The organism is Burkholderia cepacia GG4 (genome assembly GCF_000292915.1).
Lineage (GTDB): Bacteria > Pseudomonadota > Gammaproteobacteria > Burkholderiales > Burkholderiaceae > Burkholderia > Burkholderia cepacia_D.
Genome location: NC_018514.1, coordinates 2701520 through 2725008 on the forward strand (window position 1 = coordinate 2701520; position 23489 = coordinate 2725008).

The following is a 23489-nucleotide window of genomic DNA, read 5'->3' on the forward strand; positions in this document are numbered from 1 at the left end:
TTTCACTGGTAGAGAGACACCCATCATGAAGAAACGTACCCTGCTCGGCATGCTCACCCCTTCGTCCAACACCTCGCTCGAACCGCTGACGAGCGCGATGGTCGCCGGCCTGCCGGGCGTGTCCGCGCACTTCGCGCGCTTTCCCGTCACCGAGATCTCGCTGTCGGGCCAGGCGCTCGGCCAGTTCGACGACGACAAGATCATCCAGGCCGCGATGCTGCTCGCCGACGCGAAGGTCGACGTGATCGCGTGGAACGGCACATCGTCCGGCTGGCTGGGCTTCGAAGCCGACGAGCGGCTGTGCCAGCGGATCACCGAAGCGACGGGCATTCCGGCCACGACCTCGGTGCTCGCACTCAACGAGATCCTGAAGAAGACCAACGCGCATGAGTTCGGCCTCGTCACGCCGTATCTCGACGACGTGCAGACGAAGATCGTCGACAACTACCGCCGTTCGGGCCTGAACTGCATCGCCGAGCGCCACCTGAACCTGAAGGTCAATTTCTCGTTCTCCGAAGTGACGGGCGACCAGATCGGCGGGATGGTGCGCGAAGTCGCGAAGGCCGGCCCGCGCGCGATCTCGATCTTCTGCACGAACCTGAACGCCGCGCACCTGGTGCCGGCGCTCGAGGAAGAGACGGGCATTCCGATCTACGACACCATCTCGACCGTCGTGTGGAAGTCGCTGCAGCTCGCCGACTACGACACGCGCCAGGTGAAGGGCTGGGGGCGTCTCTTCAGCGACGTGATCTGAGGCGCGCGCCATGTCGAACGATCTCGATTTCGTGATCCGTCACGCGGACGTCGTGACGGCGGCGGACCGGTTCTCGTGCGACATCGGCATCCGCGCGGGGCGCGTGGCCATGCTCGGCCACGGGCTGCCGCGCGCGCCGCGCGAGCTCGATGCGAGCGGGATGCTGGTGATGCCGGGTGGCGTCGATGCGCACTGCCATCTCGACCAGCCGATGCCCGACGGGCTGCGGATGGCCGACGACTTCCTGTCCGGCACGCGCTCGGCGCTGTGCGGCGGCACGACCACCGTGATCCCGTTCGCCGCGCAGGCGAAGGGGCAGTCGCTGCAGGCCGCCGTGGACGACTATCACCGGCGCGCGGAAGGGCGCGCGCTGGTCGACTACGGTTTTCACCTGATCGTCGCCGATCCGACGCCGCATGTATTAGCCGAGGAATTGCCGCGGCTGATCGCGAACGGCTACACGTCGTTCAAGGTGTACATGACCTACGACGACCTGAAGCTGAACGACCGGCAGATGCTCGACGTGCTGTCGGTCGCGCGCGCGCACGGCGCGCTCGTGATGGTGCATGCGGAGAATTCGGACTGCATCGGCTGGCTGACCGAGCGGCTGCTCGGCGACGGCCACGTCGCGCCGCACTTCCATGCGCATGCGCGGCCGGCCGTGGTCGAACGTGAGGCGACGCATCGCGCGATCGCATTCGCGGAACTCGTCGACGTGCCGATCCTGATCGTGCACGTGTCGGGCGCCGAAGCGATCGAGCAGATCCGCTGGGGGCAGTCGCGCGGGCTGCCGATCCTGGCCGAAACATGCCCGCAGTACCTGTACCTGACGGCCGCCGATCTCGGCCACGACGGTCACGACGGCTACGACGGCGCGAAGTGCGTATGCAGCCCGCCGCCGCGCGACCCGGCCAACCAGCAGGCCGTGTGGAAGGCGCTGAAGCAGGGCGTATTCTCGGTATTCTCGTCGGACCATGCGCCGTTCAACTACGATGACCCGTGCGGCAAGCATCCGGGCGGTCAGCGCGTATCGTTCGACCATATCCCGAACGGAATCCCGGGCCTCGAGACGCGGCTGCCGCTGCTGTTCGACGGCGTACGCAAGGGGCATCTGTCGCTGCACCAGTTCGTCGAGCTGACTTCGCTGCGGCCCGCGAAGCTGTACGGGCTGTATCCGCGCAAGGGGACGATCGCGGTCGGCGCCGATGCGGATATCGTCGTATGGGACCCCGACAAGCGCGTGCGGATCGCGAATTCGGCGCTGCATCATGCGGTCGACTACACGCCTTATGAAGGCATCGAGGTGACGGGCTGGCCGCGTCATTGCCTGTCGCGCGGCGAGCTGCTCGTCGAGGACGGCCGGCTTCTCGCGGCGGAGCCGGGGCGCGGGCAGTTCGTGCCGGCCGGCACGCCGTGTCTCGACTGACTTCACGTGACTTGATGTGAGTGCCCGCTTGCAGCAGCGGGCGCAGTTTCAACAGGAGCAAGCATGAGCGTTTCCCACGCAATGCGCGGCATCGCGGCAGCGGCCATCGTCGCCAGTTCAAACGGCGGCCCGGCGCTGGCCGCCGGCGGCGCACCGCAGGACCTGCCGAGCGTCGTGCCCGAAGCGGTCGGCGTCGATTCGGCGCCGCTCGTACGGCTGTCCGAATGGCTGCGCCGCGACCGGATGGACGTGCGCAGCCTCGTCGTCGTGAAGGACGGCCGGATCGTGTTCGAGCGCTACGGCGACGGCCTTTCGCGCGACAACAACTACGAGCTGTATTCGGTAACGAAGACGATCACCGCGCTGCTCGCCGGCATCCTCGACGGCGAGGGCAAGCTCGGCCCGTCGACGAAGGTCGCGCCGCTGATCGCGGCCGCGCGGCCCGATCTCGCGAGCGAACTCGCGGACAAGCAGGACATCGAGCTGCGGCACCTGATGTCGATGTCGAGCGGGCTGCGCTACACCACGCGCGAAGGCACCGATCCGCTGTATTACGACGCGCCCGACCGGCTGCACGTCGCGGTGACGAGCCGCGCCGCGCAGCCACCCGGCACGCAGTTCGACTACATCGACGTGAATCCGGTGCTGGTCGGCACGGCCGTGTCGATCGCCGCGCGGGAACGCGAGGACGACTTCGCGCGCAAGCGGCTGTTCGAACCGCTCGGCTTCGCGCATTACCGCTGGAGCGGCGCCGACGGCACCGGCGCGGTGGCCGGCGGCTGGGGCTTGCGATTGCGCGCGGTCGACATGGCGAAAATCGGCATGCTGCTGCTCGACCACGGTCAGTGGAACGGCCAGCAGATCGTGCCGGCCGGCTGGGTCCGGCAGATGACGACGCCGTCGCCGGCCGCGGCCGATTACGGCTACTACTGCTGGATCAGTCACGTCGTCGAGCACGGCACGCCGGAATTCGGCGCGATGGGCTTCAAGGGGCAGTTCATCACGGTGCTGCCCGCGCAGCGCGCGGTCGTCGTGATGACGAGCCTGCTGCCGACCGACGGCGGCCTGCGCGACGCGACCTACCTGAACCTGTATCGACGGATGGTCGGCGACTACATCCTGCCGGCGCTCTCGCCCGCGCAGCCGCCGGTCGAGCGCGCGGCAACCACGCAGGCGCTGCGCGACGAACTCGCGCGTAGCCGGCAGACGAAGGGCGTGCCCGGTACCGCCGCCGCGTTCAACGATGCGCCGGAGATTTGATGAGGATCGCGAACATTATTGACCAATCGTCTGCGTGGCATCCCGATGCGCGGCGGCCGGCCGTGCCTTTCATGCGCCGGCTGCTCGCGCGGGTTGCGGCGTTGCTGATCGGCGGCGGTGCGCTGGCGTCGGCGCCCATGCCGGCGCTGTCCGCGGCGCAGGCGGCCGATGCACTGCCGCCGCTGCATGAGACCGGCATCGAGGCCGCCGCGCCGGAAGATGTCGGCGTCGATTCGCGCAAGCTCGTCGACCTGTCGCGCTGGATCCGCGCGCAGAAGCTCGACGTGTACAGCCTGCTCGTCGTGAAGGACGGCAAGCTGGTGTTCGAGCGCTACGGTGCGAACGCGTCGCGTGATTCGACCTATGAGCTGTACTCGGTGACGAAGGCCGTGACGTCGCTCGTCGCGGGCATCCTGGTCGAGCGCGGCGCCTTGCATCTCGACGACCCGGTGGCCGCGCGGCTCGCCGCGTGGCGTCCCGACCTGGGCGGCGCGCTCGCGGACAAGCGCGGCATCGCGCTGAAGCACGTGCTGTCGATGTCGAGCGGCCTGCATTACGACTTCAGCCCGAAAGACGATCCGATCTACTACACCGCGCCGGACCGGCTGAAGCTCGCGGCGGCGGCGGTGCCGAAGGTCGCGCCCGGCACCGCGTTCGACTACACCGACGTGAACCCGATCCTCGCGTCGGCGATGTTGAGCGCGGCGGCCGGCGAACCCGTCGAGCGCTATGCGCAGACGCATCTGTTCGCTCCGCTCGACATGAAGCGCGCCGCATGGGAGCGCGCGGACCGCACCGGGCTCGTGTCGGCCGGCTGGGGGCTGCGGCTGCGCGCCGTCGACATGGCGAAGATCGGCATGCTCGTGCTCGACGGCGGGCGCTGGCAGGGGCGGCAGGTGGTCCCGCAAGCGTGGATCGCACAGATGACGTCGCCGCGCGTGTCGCCGCATTTTGGCTACTACTGGTGGATCAACAACATCGTCGCGAGCGAGCCCGAATTCGACGCGATGGGCTTCAAGGGGCAATTCATCACGGTGCTGCCGAAGCGCAATACGGTGATCGTGATGACGGGCGTGCTGCCGGTGGACGGCGGCCTGCGCGATGCGGAGAACGTGAAGCTGTTCCGGCGGATGGTGAACGATTACATCCTGCCGGCACTCGATGGCGGTGCTGCGTCGGGGCAGGGTGCCGGTGGCGGCGATACGCGTGCGGCGCTGCGCGACGAGCTTGAAGTGAGCGCGCGCTCCGCAGGCGTGCCCGGTACACAGGTCGATCCGACCGATCTGCCGAAGTAGCCGCGTCGATACCCGTGCGGCGCTGCGTGTGGAGCTGGAAGTGAGTGCGCGCTCCGCGGGCGTGCCCGGCGCGCAGGCCGATCCGACGGATCTGCTGAAGTAGCGCCGAGCATGCGTCCGGTCGGCCGATGCAGGCGAGCCGGGCGCGCCGCGGGATCACATCACGCCAATTCGCCCAGGCATGCGTCGAATTGCGCGACGAGCGTGTCGACGTCGTCGGCCGTCGTCTGCGGACACACGAGCATCATGTTGTGGAACGGCGTGATCAGCACGCCGCGATTCAGCAAATACAGATGCACGATGTGCTCGAGTTCGCTATCGAGCTGTTCGCCCGCGATCGTGCCGTTGCGCGGCGGCGTGTGCGTGAACTGGAACTCGGTGCGCGCGCCGATGCGCGTCACGCACCACGGCAGCCCATGTTTCGCGATTGCCCGTTCGAGCCCGGTCGCGAGCCGCGCGGCCAGTTCGAACATGTGCGCATACGCGGCATCGGTCGCGACTTCGGCGAGCGTCGCACGCATCGCATGCATCGCCAGCATGTTCGCGGTGAGCGTCGTGCCGATCCCGGAATGGCCGGGCGGCGCATTCAGCTTCGCCTGCTTCGCGCGCGCCGCGAAGTCGGCGCTGAAGCCGTACACCGCGCACGGCACGCCGCCGGCGATCGGCTTGCCGACCACCAGCGCGTCCGGTTCGAGACCGTGCGCGGCTGCGTAGCCGCCCGGGCCGCTGCTGATCGTGTGGGTTTCGTCGATCACGAGCAGCGTGCCGTAGCGGCGCGTCAGTTCGCGCGCCGCCTCCCAGAAGCCCGGCTCGGGGAGCACCATCCCGATGTTCGTCATCGCGGGCTCGGCCAGCACGCACGCGACGTCGCCGTCCTTCAGCGCCGCTTCGAGCGCGTCCAGATCGTTGAATTCGACCACGCGGGTGTTCGCGAGCAGGTCATAGGACTGCCCGAGCAGGCTGTCGCGCTGCACCGGGCGGCCGTCGACGAGATCGACGAACACGTCGTCGACCGTGCCGTGATAACAGCCGTTGAACACGACGATCGTCTTGCGGCCGGTGGCCGCGCGCGCCCAGCGCAGCACGAAGCGGTTCGCGTCGCTCGCGCTCAGCGCGAACTGCCAGATCGGCAGCCGGAAGCGCCGCGCGAGCTCGCGCGATACCCATGTGGCGTCCTCGCTCGGCAGCATCGTCGTGTAGCCGCGCGTCGCCTGTTCGGCGAGTGCGCGCGCGACCGGCTCGGGCGCATGGCCGAACATCGCGCCAGTGTCGCCGAGGCAGAAGTCCGCATAGAGGTGACCGTCGACGTCGGTGAACGTCGCACCGCGCGCCTCCTTCACGACCAGCGAGAACGGCGTCGACCAGTCCTGCATCCAGTGCAACGGCACACCGAACAGCAGGTGCTCGGACGCTTCCGCGGACAACGCGCGGGAGGTCGGCATGGCTTCGGTGAAGGCACGGCGCTCGCGATCGAACAGCGCGCGGGCGCGGATGAGGTCGACTCCGTGGCGGGTCTGCAATTAGATGCTCCTCGGATGGGTTTTGAATGGACGGCTGATGCCTCCCCGAGCTTGTCATATTCCAGGCGCGCGGTCGATTCGGGCTCGACCGTGTATCCGTTAGACGTGAAGTTTGTGCGCATAAAGATACGACAACATATGTCTTTTATCGGTGAGCGAAAAGTGAGTGTGTGCACACATATGCGCTGACCATTCCGGAAAAACCGGGTAAGTGACAAATGCTTGCCCGACGGCGATCGCGTCTAGACATGTTCTATGTGATGCGACGACGTATAAGTGGCGATCCGCCGGCCGGCGCATCGATACCCAAACTACTGAAGGAGTGCCCATGGCCGCCAACCGTCGCCGTTCGTCTTCGCCTGTTCGATCGCCTTCGCCGCAGCGGGTGTCGCGCCGCGACTTCATCGGCTGGACGCGGTGCGCACGCGGCCGCCGGTCGTGCAGAACGTGACGATCTCGGACGTGAAGGCGAGCAACGTGATGCTGAACGGCGTGACCGCGTCGTGCTTCCAGGCGATCGTCGCGCAGGGGCCGGTCGCGTTCGACTACAACGGCACGCCGCCGACGCCCGCCGTGCAGCCGATCGCCGGCATGACGATCAGCAACTGCGACTTCGGCACGCCCGTTGCGTCGGGCACGCCGACGGTCACGACGCCAGGGCCGATCTATGCGTTCAACGTAAGCGTGATGACGCAGACCAACGTGACGATCGCCGGGCAGGCGGTCAACACGACGATCACCGACAAGCGGTGATGTAACCGGGCGGTGGGGTGTTCGCGTGCGGTCGGTCGATGCACGCGAACGCGAATGTGAACGCGTTACGTGAGCGTCTTGACCATGTGGTGTTCGTCGTAGAAGCGGCCGTCGACGAGCAGCGAGCGTGGCTCCGTGCCGAACCGGACGAACCCTTGCGACGCGTACAGCCGTTCGGCGGTGCCGTTGATCTCGTTCACGCACAGCATCAGTTGCTGGCACTGCCACGTTTGCGATGCGTGCGCGGTCGCGCTGTCGAGCAGCGATTGCGCGATGCCGCGCCCGCGAAACGCCGGGTCGACGAACACGCCCCAGATCGTCGCCTTGTGCGCGACCTTGGCGCGCGCATCGCGGCGCACGCCCGTGATACCGACGAGCGACTCGCCGTCGAACGCGCCGAACACGGCGCGCTCATGGGTGGAGGTGATGCGCGTCGCGAATTCGTCGACGGAGACGCCGGCTTCTTCGTCGCGGGTCGGCAGGAACGAGGTCGGTGACGTGTCGACCGCACGCAGGCGCACGGACTGGAACTGCGCCGCATCGGCGGCGTCGAGCAGGCGGATCGTGATCATCGGTTGAGGTAGTCGTTGATGGGACGGGCGCCGGCATGCGCGGCGCGGTGTGCGGTAGCGCAAGTCAATGCTAATCGGATTCGGTCACGCGTGCTGCCAGGTTTCAGACAGCCGCGGCCGCGCGATCACACGGCCGCCAGCAACCAGTCGCGGAACGTGCGCGCATGTGCGGAAAGCGGACGGTACTTCGCGTGCACCAGGAAATCCCAGCGCCCCGTGTCGTAGGCGAATTCTCCGATGCGCTTCAGCATGCCGGACTCGACGAATCGACCGGCCATGAAATCCCAGCCCAACGTGACGCCCAGTCCCCCCAGTGCCGCGTTGAACGAAAGCGTGACCTGGTTGAACGTCGTGGCTAGCTCGATCTATGGATTGGGTGAGGCGCGATGGGTTGTCAGTCGAATATCGAATGTGTCGGTTCACTCGTCGGATCGAGATCCGCGTGAACCGCGGGCGCCTTGCATGACCCGCCAACCGGGACACGCGCAGCCGCCCGCGTTCGCATCGCGCGTGCCGATGGCTGGTCAGGAATCGCGCCGCGTGCGGTCAGATCGCGTCCCGCGGCCGCCGCGCGGCGCCGTCGACGCAGCACACGAGCACCTCGGCGTCCGTGTCGCCGAGGCTCAGATAGACATGCCCGATCGCGCTATCGAAATACAGGCTGTCGCCGGTGCCGAGCCGGTACGCGGTGCCGTTCTCGAAGCGCAGCTCCAGCTCGCCGCTCAGCACGAACACGAATTCCTCGCCGGTGTGCCGGATGTAGTCGGCGAAGTCGGACAGCTTGCGCGCATGGATGCGCCCGCGCACCGGCACCATCCGCTTGCCGGTCAGGTCGTTTGCGAGCATCCCGTACGCGTAGTTCGGCGTGTCGTAGACCATCTGCTGGCCGGCCGGCGTGAACGATGGCGTCATCGCGCCGGCCGGCGCGGGCCGCCCGAATATCGTGTCGAAGTCGAGTGCGAGTGCATGCGTGAGCGCCGCGAACTTGTCGTAGGTCAGCGCAATGTCGCCGCGCTCGGCCTTCGAAATCGTCGAGACCGCGATACCGGAGCGCTCGGACAGCTGCGCGAGCGTCAGGCCGCGCGACTTGCGTGCGTCGCGCAGCCGCGCGCCGACCGTCTGGTGGTCGAGCTGCGGCGGGGCGTCGTCGGTGGACGGCGGAACGGGGGCGGTGGATTTGGGCATGCGAAAGCGGGCAAACGGGCGCGACGCGCGCGCGGCGTGAATACGGGTTTTATCGTATACGAGAATAAATTTTCTCGTATATGATAATTTTCGTCGAAATCGCCAACGGCGAGCGTGACGGCCACTCTAGCATCGGACGGCGCGAAACTCGCGGCGGCCCCCATGCGCGGCCCGATTCGCGCTCGTCCACAGGGCGACGTTCCAGTCATTTCCGTTATTGACCCGGCCGGACGTCATCCGTCGCGGCTGGCCTCGCAAAGAGGTTCATCGATGTCCGCTGAAATCAAACGTCTGCAAACCGGCCCGCGCATGAGCCAGGTCGTGATCGCCAACGGCTTCGTCCATCTGGCCGGCCAGGTGCCCGACACGGCGGGCGCACCGATCGCCGTGCAGGCGGCTGAAATCCTGACGCGCATCGACGCGCTGCTCGCATCGGCCGGCGTCGACAAGACGCGCGTGCTGACGGCCAACGTGTGGCTCAGCGATGCCGCGCACTTCGACGCGTTCAATGCGGTGTGGGATGCGTGGGTGCCGGCCGGTCACGCGCCGACCCGCGCATGCGTGCAGGCGCTGCTGATGAAGCCCGGTCTCGACGTCGAGATCGCCGTCACCGCGCTCGCGTGACGTTCGCGCCGCACGCCCCGAGGAGTTTCCGATGAAGTTCGATACGCTCGTCCTGGGCGGCGGCATGATCGGCGTGTCCATCGCCGTTCACCTGCAGCAACGCGGCCTGTCGGTCGCGCTCGTGGATCGCAAGGCGCCCGGCAATGAAACGTCGTTCGGCAATGCCGGGCTGATCCAGCGCGAAGGCGTGTATCCGTATGCGTTTCCGCGCGGCTTCGGCACGCTGCTGAAGTACGCGTGCAACCGCTCGCCGGACGTGCGCTATCACCCGGCGGCGCTGCCGAAGCTGATCCCGTTCCTGTATCGCTACTGGCGCAATTCGCACCCGGTGCGGCACGCCGAGATCGCGCGCGCGTATGCGCCGCTGATCGAACATTGCGTGACCGAGCACCGCGCGCTGATCGACGCGGCCGGCGCCGGCGCGCTGCTGCGCGAAGGCGGCTGGCTCAAGGTGTTTCGCAGCGCCGCGACGCGCGATGCCGAAATGCGCGCCGCCGAGCGCTGGCGCGGCGAATACGGCGTGACCTTCGACCCGCTCGACGCTGCCGCGCTGCGCGACGCGGAGCCGAACCTGAGCCGTGCGCTGATCGGCGCGCTGCGCTACACGGCTTCCGATTCAATCAGCGATCCGAACGGGCTGGTGACCGCCTATGCGCGGCACTTCGAGCAGCTCGGCGGCCGCGTCGTGACCGGCGACGCGCTGACGCTGTCGGCCGCGAACGGCTGGCGCGTCGACACCGAACACGGCCCGCTCGATGCGCGCGCGGCGGTCGTCGCGCTCGGTCCGTGGTCGGACCTGCTGTGCGAACGGCTCGGCTACACGCTGCCGCTCGCGGTCAAGCGCGGCTATCACATGCACTACGCGGCGCAGCCCGGCGCGCGGCTGAACCGGCCGGTGCTCGATGCCGACAGCGGCTTCCTGATCACGCCGATGACGCGCGGTATCCGCCTGACGACCGGCGTCGAGCTCGGCTATCGCGACACGCCGCCGACCCCGACGCAGCTCGCCGCCGTCGAGCCGGTCGCGCGCGAGCTGTTCCCGCTCGGTGCGCGCGTCGACGGCGTGCCATGGCTCGGCCGCCGGCCGTGCACGCCCGACATGCTACCGGTGATCGGCGCTGCGCCGCGTCACCGCGATCTGTGGTTCGCGTTCGGGCATGCGCATCACGGCTTCACGCTCGGCCCGGTGACCGGCCGGCTGATCGCCGACCTGATGACCGGCGTGCGCCCGTTCGTCGACCCGACGCCATTCCGCGTCGAACGCTTTCTGCACGGCCGCTGAATCCGGCGCCGCGCGATGCAAGGGCGCCCGGCACACGATGCCGGGTGCCTCCCCAGCGGCCGTCCGATCCGGCGCGCCGCGACGTTCCACGACTGGAGACAACATGCAACAGCACACGATGCGGCGCGAGCTTGGTGCGCGCCAGATCTCGTTCATGGCGCTCGGAATGGCCATCGGCGTCGGCCTGTTCCTCGGCTCGGCCTCCGCGATCAAGGCGGCCGGGCCCGGCGCGCTGCTCGCGTACCTGATTGGTGGCGGGATGATCTTCCTGATCATGCGCGCACTCGGCGAGATGGCCGTGCACCGGCCGGTGTCCGGCTCGTTCGGCGCGTATGCGTTCGAATACCTCGGGCCGTTCGCCGGCTACGTGGTCGGCTGGAGCTACTGGCTGCTGATGGTCGGCGTCGGCGTCGCGGAGACCACCGCGATCGGCATCTATATGGGCTTCTGGTTTCCGGACGTGCCGCAGTGGCTGTGGGTCGTGGCGGCGATCGCCGCGATCTCGGGCTTCAACCTGCTCAACGTGAAGGTGTACGGCGAGCTGGAGTTCTGGTTCGCGATCGTGAAGGTCGTGACGATCGTGCTGATGATCGCGGGCGGCGCGCTGATCGTGTTCACGGGGATCGGCCATCACGGCGAGCCGGTCGGCCTGTCGAACCTGTGGCGCCACGGCGGCGTGTTTCCGCACGGCGTGCTCGGTGTCGTGAGCGCGTTGCCGATCGTCGCGTATTCGTTCGCGGGCGTCGAGATGATTGGCCTCACGGCCGGCGAGGCGCGCGAGCCGCAGAAGATGATCCCGCGCGCGATCAACTCGGTGCTGTGGCGGATCCTGATCTTCTACGTGGGCGCGCTGTTCATCATCATGGCGCTGTATCCGTGGAACGGTCTCGGCGACCACGGCAGCCCGTTCGTCACCACGTTCGAATCGCTCGGGCTGCGGCAGGCGGCCGGCGTCGTCAACTTCGTCGTCCTGACGGCCGCGCTGTCGAGCTTCAACTGCATCGTGTTCAGCGGCGCGCGCATGTTGTCGAGCATGGCCGGGAACGGCCTCGCGCCCGCGGCGTTCGCGGCGCTCAGCGCGAGCGGGTCGCCGTCGCGCGCAGTGCGGGCGACCGTGCTGTTCATGTCGGTCGGCGTGCTGCTGAACTACGTGATTCCGGCGCGCGTGTTCGGCTGGCTGATGTCGTTCCTGTCGTTCGACGTGGCCGTGATCTGGGCGATGATCGTGCTGACCCACATGCGGTTCCGGCGCGTGATTGCCGCGCGCGGCGAGACGGTGGCGTTCCGGCTGCCGGGTGCACCGGTGACATCGTGGATCTGTCTGGTGTTCGTCGCGTTCGTGTTCGTGATGCTCGGCGTCGATCCGTCGACGCGCGGGTCGCTGTATGCCGGCGCGGCGGTGATGGCGGTGATGGCGATCGTCTACCGGCGGTCGCGGCATCTGCAGGCGGCGGCGCAGTCGACGCGTGTCGCGCTGGGTGTCGAGCACGTGTGAGTGTCCGGCGCCGTCGATGCGGGCGAATACGTGTTGTGCCCGATGAGATGAACGCCGGCGTGGATGAGGCGCGGAAGTGTTGTCGAAGCGTCGTGTGTGGCAGGTGTGCCGCGTCGACGCGAAGCAGGCAAAGGCTGTGATGCGCGCCGGCCATCGCGCCGGACCGGCGCACGCGATCAAGCGCGCGAAACGTGTGGGAGACGCGTGAGAGGCGCGCGAGTGATGTGTGAAAGACGCGCGATGCGCCCGATCAAGTCAGGCGCACGCGCGCCGCATCAATACCGCGACAGCTGATTGCCGTTGATCTGCACGCGATCGCCCGGGCGCAGGTCGCCCGGCGACTGCACGTCGAACGAGCGCGTCGAGCCGTCGCTGACCTGCACGTCGATCCGGTAGCTGCTCGGCGGTTGGGCCGCGCCCATCTGCTGACCGATCTGGTTGCCGGCGACGGCGCCGCCGAGCGCGCCGATCACGGTGGCCGCATCGCGGCCGTGACCGCGGCCGAACTGATTCCCCACCAGCCCGCCGACCAGCGCACCGACGACGGTGCCGGCGACGCCCGACGTGCCGACCGAGCCGTTGACCGGCTGGATGTTCGCGACGGTGCCGTATTGCGTGCCGTAGCCGTTGCCGTACTGGCCGCCGTACGACTGCTGGTTGCCGTATTGATCGTACTGCGGCGCCTGGTTCGGATACGCCGGCTGCTGCGGCTGCACGTAGCCGGGTTGCGAATACGCGGGCTGTGCATAGCCGGGCGTCGCGTATTGCTGCTGCGGATAGCCCGGTTGCGCGCCGTAGTAACCCGGCGCGACACAGGCGGTCAGCGGAAGCGCCGCCACGGCGACGAGCGAGGCGAACAGAACGGTCTTCGTGGATGGCATGCGCATCATGATGTTTCCTGCATCGGCAACGTGTTCGCCGACGAATTCCGGGACGGGTGGCGAACTCGGCGTGAGTATAAGGAATGGGCGCGTGCGCGTCCGGTGCGGCCGGGTAACAACGTGTAAAGTCTGTTGCCGCGCAACTCGCGGCCGGGGGCGGCAATGCGGCGCGCTCGATCGCGACCGCGCCGATACGCCGTTATCGGCCACGCGGCCAGCTTTCCAGTGATCGCCCCCCATCTCCCCGCCAGGCCCGGCGGGCGCCCGCCCGAACATCGCGAAATCGAATGCACGGCATCGCGACATTTAATTGGCCACTGGCCGCCCCGTCCGATATCGTGACCGCATTCCCTGCCAACGGTCGCGCCGTGCCGGCCGCGGTTCCCGCCCTTGTCCGCGCCGGCGTCGCGCAGCGACCGCCCCACCATTCCGAGTCATGACCGATCGTTTCTTCACCAACGCCGTCGATGCCGGCGGCCAGCCCATCAACCTCGTCGTCCATGACGGCCGCTTCGTCGGCGTCGGTGCCGATTGCACCGCCGCGCCCGGCGCGGAAACGATCGACCTGGGCGGGCGCGTCGTGCTGCCCGGCTTCGTCGACGGCCATATCCATCTCGACAAGAGCTTCGTCGGCGACCGCTGGGTGCCGCACGAGCCGGTCGGCTCGCTGCGCGAGCGGCTCGCGGTCGAGAAGCGCCAGCTCGCGGCCGCGCCGCCGATCGTCGAGCGCGCGAATGCGCTGATCGAGCAGGCCGCCGCGTTCGGCACGATCGCGATGCGCAGCCACGTCGACGTCGATGCGACGACGGGCCTGTCGAACCTGCAGGCCGTGATGGCCGCGCGCGAACAATGGCGCGGGATCGTCGACATCGAGCTGGTCGCGTTTCCGCAGGCCGGCGTGGTGACGTGCCCGGGCACCGCCGCGATCCTCGATGCGGCCATCCTCGAAGGCGCGGACGTGGTCGGCGGGATCGACCCGACGACGCTCGACGGCGACGCCGACGGCCAGCTCGACATCGTGTTCGGCATCGCCGAGAAACGCGGTGCGAAGATCGACATCCACCTGCACGAACCGGGTGAGACCGGCATCGCGCAACTGCTGCGGATCGCGGCGCGCACGCGCGCGGCGGGCCTCGGCGGCCGCGTGAACGTGAGCCACGCGTATGCGCTCGGCCAGGTCGGCCATGGCGACGTCGAGCGTGCGGCCGCGGCACTCGCCGATGCCGGCGTGTCGATCCTGACCAACGCGCCGGGCGACTGCGCATTCCCGCCGGTGCAGCAGCTGCGCGACGCGGGCGTGCACGTGTTTGCCGGCAACGACAACATCCGCGACGCATGGTGGCCGTACGGCAACGGCGACATGCTGCAGCGCGCGATGATGGTCGGCTACCGCTCGGGCTTTTACACCGACGCAGCGCTCGGCATCGCGCTCGACATGGCGACGCACGCCGGCGCGCGCGCGCTCGGCCGGGACAACTACGGCATCGCCGTCGGCTGCGACGCGAGCTTCGTCGCGGTGCGCGCGCCGAATGCGGCGGCGGCCGTCGCCGGCGTGCCGGCCGAGCGCTGGGTGTTCCGCCACGGCGAAAGCGATACCGGTGCACCGTTCGCGCCGGCGCTGCGTTTCACGCGCTAACGACCTGATCGCCGTCGCGGTGCGTGCATCGCGACGGTTTTGCACTGACTGACCGACCAAACCGGAACCGACATGACGAACCTGCTGATCCGCAACGTCCGCACGCACGCCGACGAAGCGCTCGACATCCTGATCGAAGGCGAGCGCATCGCGCGCGTCGGCCCGTCGCTCGACGCGCCCGCCGGCTGCGCGATCGAGGACGGCGCGCACGCGCTCGCGCTGCCCGGCCTCGTCGAAGGCCATACGCACCTCGACAAGACCCACTGGGGGATGCCGTGGTATCGCAACGCGGTGGGGCCGCGTCTCGTCGACCGCATCGAGAACGAGCGCAACTATCGCGCGACCAGCGGCCATGACGCTGGTGCCGCATCGCTCGCGTTGTCGCGCGCGTTCCTCGCGGCCGGCACGACGCGCATCCGCACGCACGTCGACGTCGACACCGAGGCCGGGCTGCGGCATCTGCGCGGCGTGCTCGCGACGCGCGAGACGCTGCGCGGCCAGGTGGAAATCCAGATCGTCGCGTTTCCGCAATCGGGCGTGCTCAAGCGGCCCGGCACCGCCGCGCTGCTGTCCGACGCGCTGGGCGCGGGCGCCGACCTGCTCGGCGGGCTCGACCCGTGCGCGATCGAAGGCGACCCGGTCGAGGCGGTGGACGTGCTGTTCGGAATCGCCGAGCGCCACGGCCGCGGGCTCGACCTGCATCTGCACGAGCGTGGGTCGATGGGCGCGTACTCGCTCGATCTCATCCTGCAGCGCACGGCCGCGCTCGGCATGCAGGGCAAGGTCACGATCAGCCACGGCTTTTGTCTCGGCGATATCGCCGACCGCGAGCGCGATGCGCTGCTCGCGCGGATGGCCGAACTCGGCGTCGCGATCGTCACGACCGCCCCGGCCGCGGTGCCGGTGCCGTCGGTGGTCGCCTGCCGTGCGGCCGGCGTGACCGTGATCGGCGGCAACGACGGCGTGCGCGACACGTGGACACCGTATGGTTCGCCCGACATGCTCGAACGCGCGATGCTGATCGGCATGCGCAACGATTTCCGTCGCGACGACGCGCTCGAAGTCGCGCTCGACTGCGTGACGCACAGCGCGGCGCGCGGTTGCGGCTTCGCCGACTACGGTCTGGAGGCGGGCAAGCGCGCGGACGTGGTGCTCGTCGATGCGCTGACGTTCGCCGAGGCCGTCGTCGCGCGACCGACGCGGCGGCTCGTCGTGTCGTCGGGGAAGATCGTCGCGCGCGACGGCGTGCTGGTCTGAGCGGCGCGTCGCCCCCGGGTATGATCGGGCTTCCTTAAGCCGGATCTCCGGGGAGACGACGATGCGACGCACACGCATGATGGCGGCACGGGCCGCACGATGGATGGCCTCGGCGACGTTCGCGGTGACGGCCGCGCATGCGATGGCGGCCGGCCCGGACGCCGCGCAGCAGGAAGCGAATCGCCGCACGGTGCTCGCGTTCTACGAAACAGGGCTGAACGAGAAGGATGCGGATGCCGCGCTCGCGTATGTCGGCGACCGCTACGTGGAGCACAACCCGAACGCGGCCGACGGCCGCGACGGCTTCCGCAAGTTCGGCGCGTTCCTGCGCGACAAATATCCGCAGTCGCACAGCGAGATCAAGCGCTCGTTCGTCGACGGCGACTACGTGATCCTGCACGTGCACGCGGTGCGCGAGCCCGGCACGCGCGGCAGCGCGATCATGGACATCTTCCGGCTGGAGCACGGCAAGATCGTCGAGCACTGGGACGTGAACCAGCCGGTGCCGGAGCAGGCCGCGAACGGGAACACGATGTTCTGACGGGCATCGGCTTTTCGGTGACGTCGCCTTTCGGCCGAACCCAATCCGCATCGCGCCGCGCTTACTCCTGCTCGTGCTCCAGCATCGAAGCGAGCGCTTTCGTCAGTTCGCTGACCATCGGATCGGCCGTCGGCCGATGCAGGATCGCGATGTCCATGTTCTCGATCGGCGCGAAGCCGTGCTCCTCGGTGAGTACCACATGCTCGTCGGTCACCACGCGCGCGGGCAGCACGCTGATGCCGAGCCCGTCCGCGACGGCCGCCTGGATGCCGCTCAGGCTCGAGGTCGTGAAGCTGATCCGCCAGCGGCGGCCGCGTTCCTCGATCGCCTTGATCATGTCGTCGCGATAGAGCCCGCGCGGCGGAAACACGACGATCGGCACCGGGTCGAGCTCGATCGTCGGATGCAGTGCGCTGTCGATCCAGCGCAGCTTCTCCGGCCAGCGCACCACGGCCTCGCGGCTGTCGCGGCGCTGCTTGATCAGCACGAGATCGAGCTCGCCGCGATCGTAGGCCGCGCAGATGTCGCGGCTCAGCCCACACATTACCTCGAGCTTCACCTGCGGATGATCGCGCTTGAACGCGGCGAGCGCGTGGGTCGTGCGGCCCGCCGCGAAATCGTCGGGTACCCCGAGCCGGATTGTCAGCGCGACGGTTGCGCCCGACAGCGCTTCCAGCATCTCGTCGTTCAGCGCGATCATGCGCCGCGCGTAGCTGAGCACCGTCACGCCGGCGTCGGTCGGCCGCACGTCGCGCGTGCCGCGGTCGAGCAGGCGATGCCCCGCGATCTCCTCGAGCCGCCGCACCTTCTGGCTGACCGTCGACTGGGTCGAATGCAGGCGCGCGGACGCTGTCGTGAAGCTGCCGCAATCGGCGACCATCACGAGCGCGCGCAGCAGGTCGAGGTCGAACAAAGGTCTATTCATTTCTGCACTTTTTTGGATTCGAACATTTCATTTCCAAATACGTGCGACGACTTTTAACATGGCCTGAGCCCGCGGGCAATCGCGGTTTCGCCGGACCCGGCGCGACTGTGCGGGCGCACCTGCATGGAGGACACCGGATGTTTTTCAAACGACTCGCAATCATCGGCTCGTTTGCGATGACGACGCTCACGTCGGCCGTCGCGGCCGCCGACGGCGGCGCGCTCGAGGAGCGGCTGCGCAGCGCGGCCGATCGCGGCGATGCGGGCGAGGTCCGCACGCTGCTGGAGCGCGGCGCGCAGATCGATTCGCGCGACGGGCAGGACCGCACGGCGCTGCTGCTCGCGACGCAAGGCGATCACGCGGAGGCGGCGCGCGTGCTGATCGACGCGGGCGCGGACGTCAACGCGAAGGATGCGATCCAGGACAGCCCGTATCTGTATGCGGGCGCGCGCGGTCATCTCGACATCCTGAAGATGACGCTCGCGCACGGCGCCGACCTGCGCAGCACGAACCGCTATCGCGGCACGGCGCTGATTCCGGCGGCCGAGCGCGGGCACGTCGACACGGTGCGCACGCTGATCGACGCGGGCGTGAATGTCGACCACGTGAACCGGCTCGGCTGGACTGCGCTGCTGGAGGCGATCATGCTCGGCGACGGCAGCGCACGCTATGTGCGGATCGTGCAGTTGCTGGTCGACGCGAAGGCGAACGTGAACCTGGCCGATTCGAACGGCGAGACGCCGCTGCGGCATGCGCGCAGCCGCGGGTATGCGGAGATCGAGCGGGTTCTGGTGGCGGCGGGAGGGCGGTAGGTCAGCGGGGACGCGATTTGCGCACGGTACTGGTGTCGGGAAGTTGTCGGAGGAACTCGCCGGCCAGATTTACGCAATAGTCGAACGACGGCGTGTAGCCGAGTGTCGAGATATCGTCGAAGCGCGACTGAACGAACGCACGACGTTCGTCGAGCAGATGGAGGAAGGTGTCGCGATGGCGAACGAGAAATGCGCTTGCCTCGATCAGACTCTCCGGTTCTCGCTCGATGACCAGGCACAGATCGAACAGGTCTCGCGCGGTGGGGCGATCTCCGCGGTGCCACATTTTCTTGGCCACAATTTCCGCTGAAGTCTCGACCTTGACGACCTGGCCCATCAGCGTCCATTCGTCATAACCGGGGGACATCAGGTTTCGTGAAACGACGAAGTCGATTTCGCCGTCGGGCAACAGCAATTTCACGAAACCGGCGTGTTCCTCGTACTCGTTCGTGATGTCGGATGCGGCGTCGCTGATGCGTGGGTTCACGTACCCGAGATACTGCGGGTCGGGAACGAAGATGTCGACGTCCTTGCTCATGCGATGTCCGTGACGCAGCATGAGGACGGTGCCGCCGCCGAATGTCCAGAACGGACGGGACGTGCCGTGCGTCCGTATTTCGTCGATTAGCGTCAGCGCCTGACGGAAAAGGCCCTGCTACGTGCCGTCGGGCAAAGCAGCTGGTGCAATCATGCCCATACCTCCCGGTACAGATGAAGCGCCTTCGACCATGCGGCAAGGTTTTTCCAGATGGCGCGAAGCGGCGTGCCGGAGCGTTCAGCGGCTTCCTCGGCGGCCTTCACCACCACCGGCAGAGGCACCTCGTCGAGGATGACTGAAATCTGCGATTCGTATCCTGCAGGAATCCGTCCCGTGGTCAATGCGTCGGCCAGCAGCCGCTCGGTCAATTCGCCCTTATAGCTGACGTTTGAACTCACAACAGCCTTGTAGAGACCGCTTTGGGCCTGTCGCGGCTGAGCCAGGAGTTCGATGCCGAGCACGCTGAGCAACGGGATCAGCTTGTTGATTCCGAGATCCTTGACCTTGCCGGTTTCCAGCTGGTTGACCGTGAGGCGAGACAAGCCTGCGAGTTTTGCAAGCTGGGCCTGCGTGAGGTCGAGTTCGGCCCTCCGTTTTGCAACGGCCTGTCCGATTTCACGGAGTTGCATGTTGACCTCCCGGTGCAGGCGCATCGCGCGTGAATGTAAGGTATATCTTACATTTCGACGATACGCGTCGCCACGCATGGTTGCGAGCGCAGTATAGGGTGCATGGACTTTACAGGCGGTCAAGTCTCTGGAACGGCGATGGTCGGCCGCGTTGTATAGACAATTCATCCGGACGGATATCCGCAAAAACTCGTTCTGTGGCAGCCAAGCATCACGCCGGGTAAACACTCGAAATTTAACGAAAATCCTGCGCTGATGGTCATTCTCCGACCGTCAACCCATCGTTTTGCCCTGATTTCTCCCTCCAACTCCCCCCAATCCGTTCCCCCTCCATTTCCCCCGCTTGCGCTCAAAAATTGAGCGGTCTAGACTGCATCGCAGTTTCATCGAAGTCCCAGTCTTTCGCGTACCGCGCCGGGCATGCCGGCGCGACGCCCCCCAACGGACGCCCGGCGCTCTTCCGCCACGTCGAGACCACAAGGACAAGCCATGAACCGCACTGCAAAGCTCCTCGTTACCGCGCTGGCGTTCGCGCCGCTCGTATCGTTCGCGCAGGACGCGTCGACGATCCGCTGGGGCATCGATCCCACCTATCCGCCGTTCGAGGCGAAGCAGCCCGACGGCTCGCTCGCCGGCTTCGACATCGACCTGCGCAATGCGATCTGCGAGGAACTGCATGCGAAATGCGTGTGGGTCGAGCAGGGCTTCGACGGAATGATTCCGGCGCTGCGCGCGCGCAAGTTCGACGTGATCATGTCCGCGATGACGGCCACCGACGAGCGGCTCAAGCAGATCGACTTCTCGAACAAGCTGTATGCGTCGCCGGGCGCGCTCGTCGCGCCGGCCGGCTCGAAGCTGCTGCCCACCGCGGCGTCGCTCGCCGGCAAGCGCATCGGGATCGACCAGGGCACCACGCAGGAGGCGTACGCGAAGGCCGAATGGGCGACCAAGGGCGTGACGATCGTGTCGTACCAGAACCAGGACCAGGTGTATCAGGATCTGGTGAACGGCCGCCTCGATGCGACTTTCCAGGACAAGACGCAGGCCGGTTATTCGTTCCTGAAGACGCCGCGCGGCAAGGGCTACGCGTTCGCGGGCCCCGATGTGACCGACGTGCGCATCACCGGCTACGGCGTCGCGATGGGCGTGCGCAAGGGCGATGCCGACATGAAGAAGCGGCTGAACGACGCGATCGTCGCGATCCGTGCGAACGGCAAATACCAGAAGATCGCCGCGAAATACTTCGACTTCGACATCTACGGCGCGAAGCAGCAATTGACCTCCGCACCGTGAACCCATGACCACGTGATTTACTCAATCGACAGGCAACCCATGACGAGTATCCAGGACCGCGTCGCGAAAGCCGTGACGCCCGAACTGATCGCCGCCTTCCGTGACGAAGGCGCCGTATGCATCAAGGGCATCTTCTCGCCCGACGAAGTGGCCGCGCTGCGCGCCGGCATCGACGCCAACCTCGCACAGCCGAGCGAACGTGCGAAGGTCGCGAGCCGGCCCGACGATCCGGGCTGGTTCTTCGAGGACTTCTGCAACTGGCAGCACAACGACGCGTACCGTGACTTCATCGGGCGGTCGCCTGCGCCATCGGTGGCCGCCGCGCTGATGGGCACGCAGACGGTGCGGCTGCATCACGACCACCTGCTCGTGAAGGAGCCCGGCACGCGGCAGCGCACGCCGTGGCATCAGGACCAGCCGTACTACAACATCGAAGGCGACGACAACGTGAGCATGTGGATTCCGGTCGATCCGGTGCCGCTCGAATCGACGCTGGAATTCGTCGCGGGTTCGCACCAGGGGCCGTGGCTGATGCCGCGCACGTTCATGGACAAGGAGGCGAAGTGGTTCCCGGAAGGCAGCCTCGCCGACCTGCCCGACATCGAAGCCGACCGTTCGGCGTTCCCGATCCGCCATTGGGCGCTCGAGCCGGGCGACATGGTGTGCTTCCGGATGCTGACCTTGCATGCGTCGGGCGGCACGCAGAACCGCCGGCGCGCGTTTTCGATCCGCTTCGTCGGCGACGACGTCCGTCACGCGCCGCGCCGCTGGAAGACGTCGCCTGACTTCCCGGGGCTGGCAGATCAACTGCCGGACGGCGCGCCGCTCGAACATCCGCTGTTTCCGGTCGTGTGGTCGCGCGGCGCGGGGCAGGTCGGGGCGCTTTGAGCGTCGCAGAACAACGATATCCTGCGACTTCACGCGCGCGCCGGCCGCTTCTCGATGAAGCGGCCGCCGCGCGTGGTCGTTTGCAAGCGTCGGCGAGCGGTCAGGTCTGGTGACGTCCGGCGCCCGGCTTGAAGCGCGAGCCGAGCCGGTAGCGGTTGCCCGGATGCAGGAAGTGCACGAACGTGACCGGCAGCCCGTTCGTCCAGGTGCGGCGCGTGAGCGTGAGGCACGGCTCGTCGGCGCGCATGTCGAGCAGCCGCGCTTGTTCGCCCGTCGGCAGCGACGCGTCGACGACGTGCTCGATTTCCAGTTCGTAGTGCGACACGTTGTTGAACAGATACTCGGACGGCGGCTCGGCCTGGAAATCCTGATCGATGAATTCCGGTGCGGCGACCGGGTTCACGTAGCGGTCCTCGAGCTGGATCGGGCGGCCGTTTTCCTCGTGCACGCACACCACATGAAAGACCGGCGTGTTGACCGCCAGCCCGAACGCGGCCGCGACGTCGAACGACGCGGGCTCGCGCGACTGGCTGAGCACGCGGCAGCGGTACTCGTGCCCGCGCGCGCGGATTTCGTCGCGGATGTGCGCGATCATCAGCAGGTTCGACTGCGGCTTCACTTCGGCGACGAAGGTGCCGACGCCCGCGATGCGCTTCAGCACGCCTTCCTCGGTCAGCTCGCGCAGCGCGCGGTTGACCGTCATGCGCGCGACGCCGAACTGCGCGGCGAGATCGAGCTCGGACGGAATGCGGTCCCCGGGGCGCCAGTCGCCCGAATCGACATTCTGGCGAACGAGCGTCTTGATCTGCTGGAACGGTGCGGTGGCCTTTGTGACCATCGGGGGATCCTTGGGGAAAGGCAACCGCGAAATTCTATCCCGGATCAGGCCGCGGGCAGTTCGCGAACGTCGGTCGTCGGCACCGAACCGAACGCGTCGCTCAGCGCATAACCGATGAGCTGCCGCGCGGCCGCCTCGGGCGTCGAGAGCGCGCCGCTTGCCTTCAGCTCGTCGAATTTCTCGCGCAGCGGGAAGTTCTCTTCGCTGGTCGAGCGGATCGTCGCCTGCATGCCCGTATCGACGACGCCCGGCGCGACGCTGCAGATCCGCAGCGCGCGGCTCGCATCGAGCGCGACGGCGCGGGCGTGATGGTCGAGCGCGGCCTTGGTCGCGCAGTAGACGCTCCAGCCCGCGTACGCGTTGCGCGCCGCACCGCTCGACACGTGCAGGATCCGGCATTCGGTCGTCGCGGATGCCGCTTGTGCGAGTGCGGCCGACAGCATCAGCGGCGCCGCGACGTTCAGGCCGACCGCACGCGCGACGATTGCCGGGTCCTGTGCTGCGAGCGGGCCGATCGGATCGACGATGCCCGCGTTGTTGAACAGCAGCACGATCGACGCGCCGTCGACGAAGCTGCGCAGCGTGTCGCCGGCCAGCCAGGTCGCGACGGCCGATGCGTCGGACAAGTCGAGTTCGGCTTCGGCGAAACGGTCGCCGGCGTGCGATGCGAGCGACGGATGGCGGCTGCGCGAGACGCCGAGCACGGCGATGCCTTCCAGCAGCAGTTGTTCGGCGAGCGACGCGCCGAGGCCGCGCGTGTGTCCGGTGACGATGGCGCGCACGTGCGGCGCGGAAGAGGATGCGGTCATGGCGGTGAACGAGTGACGGGGTGAATGGGGCTGGCGAGCGGCGCGCATGTGCGGCGGCGCGGCGTGCGGGACGGGCGATGCGCGGTGTCGGCGTTGCGTGCGAAGGTGCTCACGCGCGGCGCCGCGTGCCGGGTGAACGCGTATCGTAGCGCCGGCATGCGCGCCGCGCAAACAACGGGGCGATGCCGGGCGTGTGCGCGGAGCATGAAGCGGCGGCGCCGCGTGCGTGCATCCCGGCGCGACGCCCTGCGGCCGATACGTTGGACGAAAGCCGGC

At 67.7% G+C, this 23489-nt stretch carries 23 protein-coding genes and 1 pseudogene; 14 read left to right on the forward strand and 10 right to left on the reverse strand.

Annotation, left to right across the window (positions count from 1 at the left end; translation table 11 throughout):
- Positions 1 to 25 precede the first annotated feature (25 nt).
- From GEM_RS27845 to GEM_RS27860, 4 genes are all read left to right on the forward strand, one after another.
- Positions 26 to 754, forward strand: coding sequence for an aspartate/glutamate racemase family protein (locus GEM_RS27845; RefSeq protein ID WP_014900769.1), 729 nt, complete (start codon positions 26 to 28; stop codon positions 752 to 754).
- 10 nt (positions 755 to 764) lie between these two features.
- Positions 765 to 2180 carry a dihydropyrimidinase gene (hydA, locus tag GEM_RS27850; protein ID WP_014900770.1) on the forward strand — a complete coding sequence of 472 codons (1416 nt, stop codon included), beginning with the start codon at positions 765 to 767 and terminating at the stop codon, positions 2178 to 2180.
- Between the two features lie 63 nt (positions 2181 to 2243).
- Positions 2244 to 3440: a serine hydrolase domain-containing protein gene (locus tag GEM_RS27855; protein WP_014900771.1), complete on the forward strand. Its 1197-nt coding sequence runs from the start codon at positions 2244 to 2246 to the stop codon at positions 3438 to 3440.
- Between the two features lie 71 nt (positions 3441 to 3511).
- Positions 3512 to 4735 (forward strand): serine hydrolase domain-containing protein, encoded by a 1224-nt coding sequence (locus GEM_RS27860; RefSeq protein ID WP_041491040.1) that lies wholly within the window; start codon positions 3512 to 3514, stop codon positions 4733 to 4735.
- Positions 4736 to 4896: 161 nt separating this feature from the next.
- Here the strand turns inward: GEM_RS27860 and GEM_RS27865 are convergent, their stop codons facing one another.
- Entirely contained in the window at positions 4897 to 6255 is a 1359-nt protein-coding gene (locus tag GEM_RS27865; protein ID WP_014900773.1) for an aspartate aminotransferase family protein, read from the reverse strand.
- 411 nt (positions 6256 to 6666) lie between these two features.
- Here GEM_RS27865 and GEM_RS27870 point away from each other — a divergent pair.
- A pseudogene (locus tag GEM_RS27870) lies at positions 6667 to 7008 on the forward strand (endopolygalacturonase); the annotation flags it as partial.
- Between the two features lie 65 nt (positions 7009 to 7073).
- On the opposite strand, the gene GEM_RS27875 reads toward GEM_RS27870, so the two are convergent.
- From GEM_RS27875 to GEM_RS27880, 3 genes are all read right to left on the reverse strand, one after another.
- Positions 7074 to 7580, reverse strand: a complete 507-nt coding sequence (locus GEM_RS27875; protein WP_014900775.1) for a GNAT family N-acetyltransferase — start codon at positions 7578 to 7580, stop codon at positions 7074 to 7076.
- Positions 7581 to 7705: 125 nt separating this feature from the next.
- A complete protein-coding gene (locus GEM_RS32405; RefSeq protein WP_014900776.1) occupies positions 7706 to 7831 on the reverse strand; it encodes a hypothetical protein in 126 nt (41 codons plus the stop codon).
- Positions 7832 to 8126: 295 nt separating this feature from the next.
- A complete protein-coding gene (locus GEM_RS27880; protein WP_014900777.1) occupies positions 8127 to 8765 on the reverse strand; it encodes a helix-turn-helix domain-containing protein in 639 nt (212 codons plus the stop codon).
- A 270-nt stretch (positions 8766 to 9035) separates the two neighbouring features.
- Here GEM_RS27880 and GEM_RS27885 point away from each other — a divergent pair, with 270 nt between their 5' ends.
- The 3 genes from GEM_RS27885 (at position 9036) to GEM_RS27895 (ending at position 12166) form a co-directional block, all read left to right on the forward strand.
- Positions 9036 to 9389 (forward strand): RidA family protein, encoded by a 354-nt coding sequence (locus tag GEM_RS27885; protein ID WP_014900778.1) that lies wholly within the window; start codon positions 9036 to 9038, stop codon positions 9387 to 9389.
- 31 nt (positions 9390 to 9420) lie between these two features.
- Positions 9421 to 10671 carry an NAD(P)/FAD-dependent oxidoreductase gene (locus GEM_RS27890; RefSeq protein ID WP_014900779.1) on the forward strand — a complete coding sequence of 417 codons (1251 nt, stop codon included), beginning with the start codon at positions 9421 to 9423 and terminating at the stop codon, positions 10669 to 10671.
- 103 nt (positions 10672 to 10774) lie between these two features.
- Complete coding sequence (locus tag GEM_RS27895) at positions 10775 to 12166, forward strand: amino acid permease (protein WP_014900780.1); 1392 nt, start codon at positions 10775 to 10777, stop codon at positions 12164 to 12166.
- A 275-nt stretch (positions 12167 to 12441) separates the two neighbouring features.
- Here GEM_RS27895 and GEM_RS27900 read toward each other — a convergent pair whose 3' ends face one another.
- Positions 12442 to 13056: a glycine zipper 2TM domain-containing protein gene (locus GEM_RS27900; RefSeq protein ID WP_014900781.1), complete on the reverse strand. Its 615-nt coding sequence runs from the start codon at positions 13054 to 13056 to the stop codon at positions 12442 to 12444.
- Positions 13057 to 13483: 427 nt separating this feature from the next.
- On the opposite strand from GEM_RS27900, the gene GEM_RS27905 reads away from it, so the two are divergent.
- The 3 genes from GEM_RS27905 (at position 13484) to GEM_RS27915 (ending at position 16481) form a co-directional block, all read left to right on the forward strand.
- Positions 13484 to 14683: an amidohydrolase family protein gene (locus GEM_RS27905; protein ID WP_014900782.1), complete on the forward strand. Its 1200-nt coding sequence runs from the start codon at positions 13484 to 13486 to the stop codon at positions 14681 to 14683.
- Between the two features lie 72 nt (positions 14684 to 14755).
- Entirely contained in the window at positions 14756 to 15940 is a 1185-nt protein-coding gene (locus tag GEM_RS27910) for an amidohydrolase family protein (RefSeq protein WP_014900783.1), read from the forward strand.
- 61 nt (positions 15941 to 16001) lie between these two features.
- Entirely contained in the window at positions 16002 to 16481 is a 480-nt protein-coding gene (locus GEM_RS27915; protein ID WP_014900784.1) for a nuclear transport factor 2 family protein, read from the forward strand.
- Between the two features lie 61 nt (positions 16482 to 16542).
- Here GEM_RS27915 and GEM_RS27920 read toward each other — a convergent pair whose 3' ends face one another.
- Positions 16543 to 17406 carry a LysR family transcriptional regulator gene (locus tag GEM_RS27920; protein ID WP_014900785.1) on the reverse strand — a complete coding sequence of 288 codons (864 nt, stop codon included), beginning with the start codon at positions 17404 to 17406 and terminating at the stop codon, positions 16543 to 16545.
- A 137-nt stretch (positions 17407 to 17543) separates the two neighbouring features.
- On the opposite strand from GEM_RS27920, the gene GEM_RS27925 reads away from it, so the two are divergent.
- The gene (locus GEM_RS27925) at positions 17544 to 18218 is read left to right on the forward strand and encodes an ankyrin repeat domain-containing protein (RefSeq protein ID WP_014900786.1); all 675 of its coding nucleotides are present in this window, start codon (positions 17544 to 17546) and stop codon (positions 18216 to 18218) included.
- A gap of 1 nt (position 18219) precedes the next feature.
- On the opposite strand, the gene GEM_RS27930 is transcribed toward GEM_RS27925, so the two are convergent.
- Together GEM_RS27930 and GEM_RS27935 are read right to left on the reverse strand one after the other, a co-directional pair.
- On the reverse strand, positions 18220 to 18777 hold the full coding sequence (locus tag GEM_RS27930) for a nucleotidyl transferase AbiEii/AbiGii toxin family protein (RefSeq protein WP_334311444.1): 558 nt from the start codon (positions 18775 to 18777) through the stop codon (positions 18220 to 18222).
- 128 nt (positions 18778 to 18905) lie between these two features.
- A complete protein-coding gene (locus GEM_RS27935; protein ID WP_014900788.1) occupies positions 18906 to 19385 on the reverse strand; it encodes a helix-turn-helix domain-containing protein in 480 nt (159 codons plus the stop codon).
- Positions 19386 to 19874: 489 nt separating this feature from the next.
- Between GEM_RS27935 and GEM_RS27940 the strand changes: the two genes are divergently transcribed.
- The gene (locus GEM_RS27940) at positions 19875 to 20678 is read left to right on the forward strand and encodes an ABC transporter substrate-binding protein (RefSeq protein WP_014900789.1); all 804 of its coding nucleotides are present in this window, start codon (positions 19875 to 19877) and stop codon (positions 20676 to 20678) included.
- Positions 20679 to 20717: 39 nt separating this feature from the next.
- Positions 20718 to 21566 carry a phytanoyl-CoA dioxygenase family protein gene (locus GEM_RS27945; protein WP_014900790.1) on the forward strand — a complete coding sequence of 283 codons (849 nt, stop codon included), beginning with the start codon at positions 20718 to 20720 and terminating at the stop codon, positions 21564 to 21566.
- A gap of 100 nt (positions 21567 to 21666) precedes the next feature.
- Here GEM_RS27945 and hutC read toward each other — a convergent pair whose 3' ends face one another.
- Positions 21667 to 22404 (reverse strand): histidine utilization repressor, encoded by a 738-nt coding sequence (gene hutC, locus GEM_RS27950; RefSeq protein ID WP_014900791.1) that lies wholly within the window; start codon positions 22402 to 22404, stop codon positions 21667 to 21669.
- Between the two features lie 44 nt (positions 22405 to 22448).
- Positions 22449 to 23213: an SDR family oxidoreductase gene (locus GEM_RS27955; protein WP_014900792.1), complete on the reverse strand. Its 765-nt coding sequence runs from the start codon at positions 23211 to 23213 to the stop codon at positions 22449 to 22451.
- Positions 23214 to 23489: the final 276 nt, after the last annotated feature.

Excerpts from the sequence above, each read along its gene's own strand:
- GEM_RS27845 (WP_014900769.1), top strand. The coding sequence starts at position 26 with ATGAAGAAACGTACCCTGCTCGGCATGCTCACCCCTTCGTCCAACACC.
- hydA (WP_014900770.1), top strand. The coding sequence starts at position 765 with ATGTCGAACGATCTCGATTTCGTGATCCGTCACGCGGACGTCGTGACG.
- GEM_RS27855 (WP_014900771.1), top strand. The coding sequence starts at position 2,244 with ATGAGCGTTTCCCACGCAATGCGCGGCATCGCGGCAGCGGCCATCGTC.
- GEM_RS27860 (WP_041491040.1), top strand. The coding sequence starts at position 3,512 with ATGCGCCGGCTGCTCGCGCGGGTTGCGGCGTTGCTGATCGGCGGCGGT.
- GEM_RS27875 (WP_014900775.1), bottom strand. The coding sequence starts at position 7,580 with ATGATCACGATCCGCCTGCTCGACGCCGCCGATGCGGCGCAGTTCCAG.
- GEM_RS32405 (WP_014900776.1), bottom strand. The coding sequence starts at position 7,831 with ATGCTGAAGCGCATCGGAGAATTCGCCTACGACACGGGGCGCTGGGAT.
- GEM_RS27880 (WP_014900777.1), bottom strand. The coding sequence starts at position 8,765 with ATGCCCAAATCCACCGCCCCCGTTCCGCCGTCCACCGACGACGCCCCG.
- GEM_RS27885 (WP_014900778.1), top strand. The coding sequence starts at position 9,036 with ATGTCCGCTGAAATCAAACGTCTGCAAACCGGCCCGCGCATGAGCCAG.
- GEM_RS27890 (WP_014900779.1), top strand. The coding sequence starts at position 9,421 with ATGAAGTTCGATACGCTCGTCCTGGGCGGCGGCATGATCGGCGTGTCC.
- GEM_RS27895 (WP_014900780.1), top strand. The coding sequence starts at position 10,775 with ATGCAACAGCACACGATGCGGCGCGAGCTTGGTGCGCGCCAGATCTCG.
- GEM_RS27900 (WP_014900781.1), bottom strand. The coding sequence starts at position 13,056 with ATGATGCGCATGCCATCCACGAAGACCGTTCTGTTCGCCTCGCTCGTC.
- GEM_RS27905 (WP_014900782.1), top strand. The coding sequence starts at position 13,484 with ATGACCGATCGTTTCTTCACCAACGCCGTCGATGCCGGCGGCCAGCCC.
- GEM_RS27910 (WP_014900783.1), top strand. The coding sequence starts at position 14,756 with ATGACGAACCTGCTGATCCGCAACGTCCGCACGCACGCCGACGAAGCG.
- GEM_RS27915 (WP_014900784.1), top strand. The coding sequence starts at position 16,002 with ATGCGACGCACACGCATGATGGCGGCACGGGCCGCACGATGGATGGCC.
- GEM_RS27920 (WP_014900785.1), bottom strand. The coding sequence starts at position 17,406 with ATGAATAGACCTTTGTTCGACCTCGACCTGCTGCGCGCGCTCGTGATG.
- GEM_RS27925 (WP_014900786.1), top strand. The coding sequence starts at position 17,544 with ATGTTTTTCAAACGACTCGCAATCATCGGCTCGTTTGCGATGACGACG.
- GEM_RS27930 (WP_334311444.1), bottom strand. The coding sequence starts at position 18,777 with ATGCTGCGTCACGGACATCGCATGAGCAAGGACGTCGACATCTTCGTT.
- GEM_RS27935 (WP_014900788.1), bottom strand. The coding sequence starts at position 19,385 with ATGCAACTCCGTGAAATCGGACAGGCCGTTGCAAAACGGAGGGCCGAA.
- GEM_RS27940 (WP_014900789.1), top strand. The coding sequence starts at position 19,875 with ATGAACCGCACTGCAAAGCTCCTCGTTACCGCGCTGGCGTTCGCGCCG.
- GEM_RS27945 (WP_014900790.1), top strand. The coding sequence starts at position 20,718 with ATGACGAGTATCCAGGACCGCGTCGCGAAAGCCGTGACGCCCGAACTG.
- hutC (WP_014900791.1), bottom strand. The coding sequence starts at position 22,404 with ATGGTCACAAAGGCCACCGCACCGTTCCAGCAGATCAAGACGCTCGTT.
- GEM_RS27955 (WP_014900792.1), bottom strand. The coding sequence starts at position 23,213 with ATGACCGCATCCTCTTCCGCGCCGCACGTGCGCGCCATCGTCACCGGA.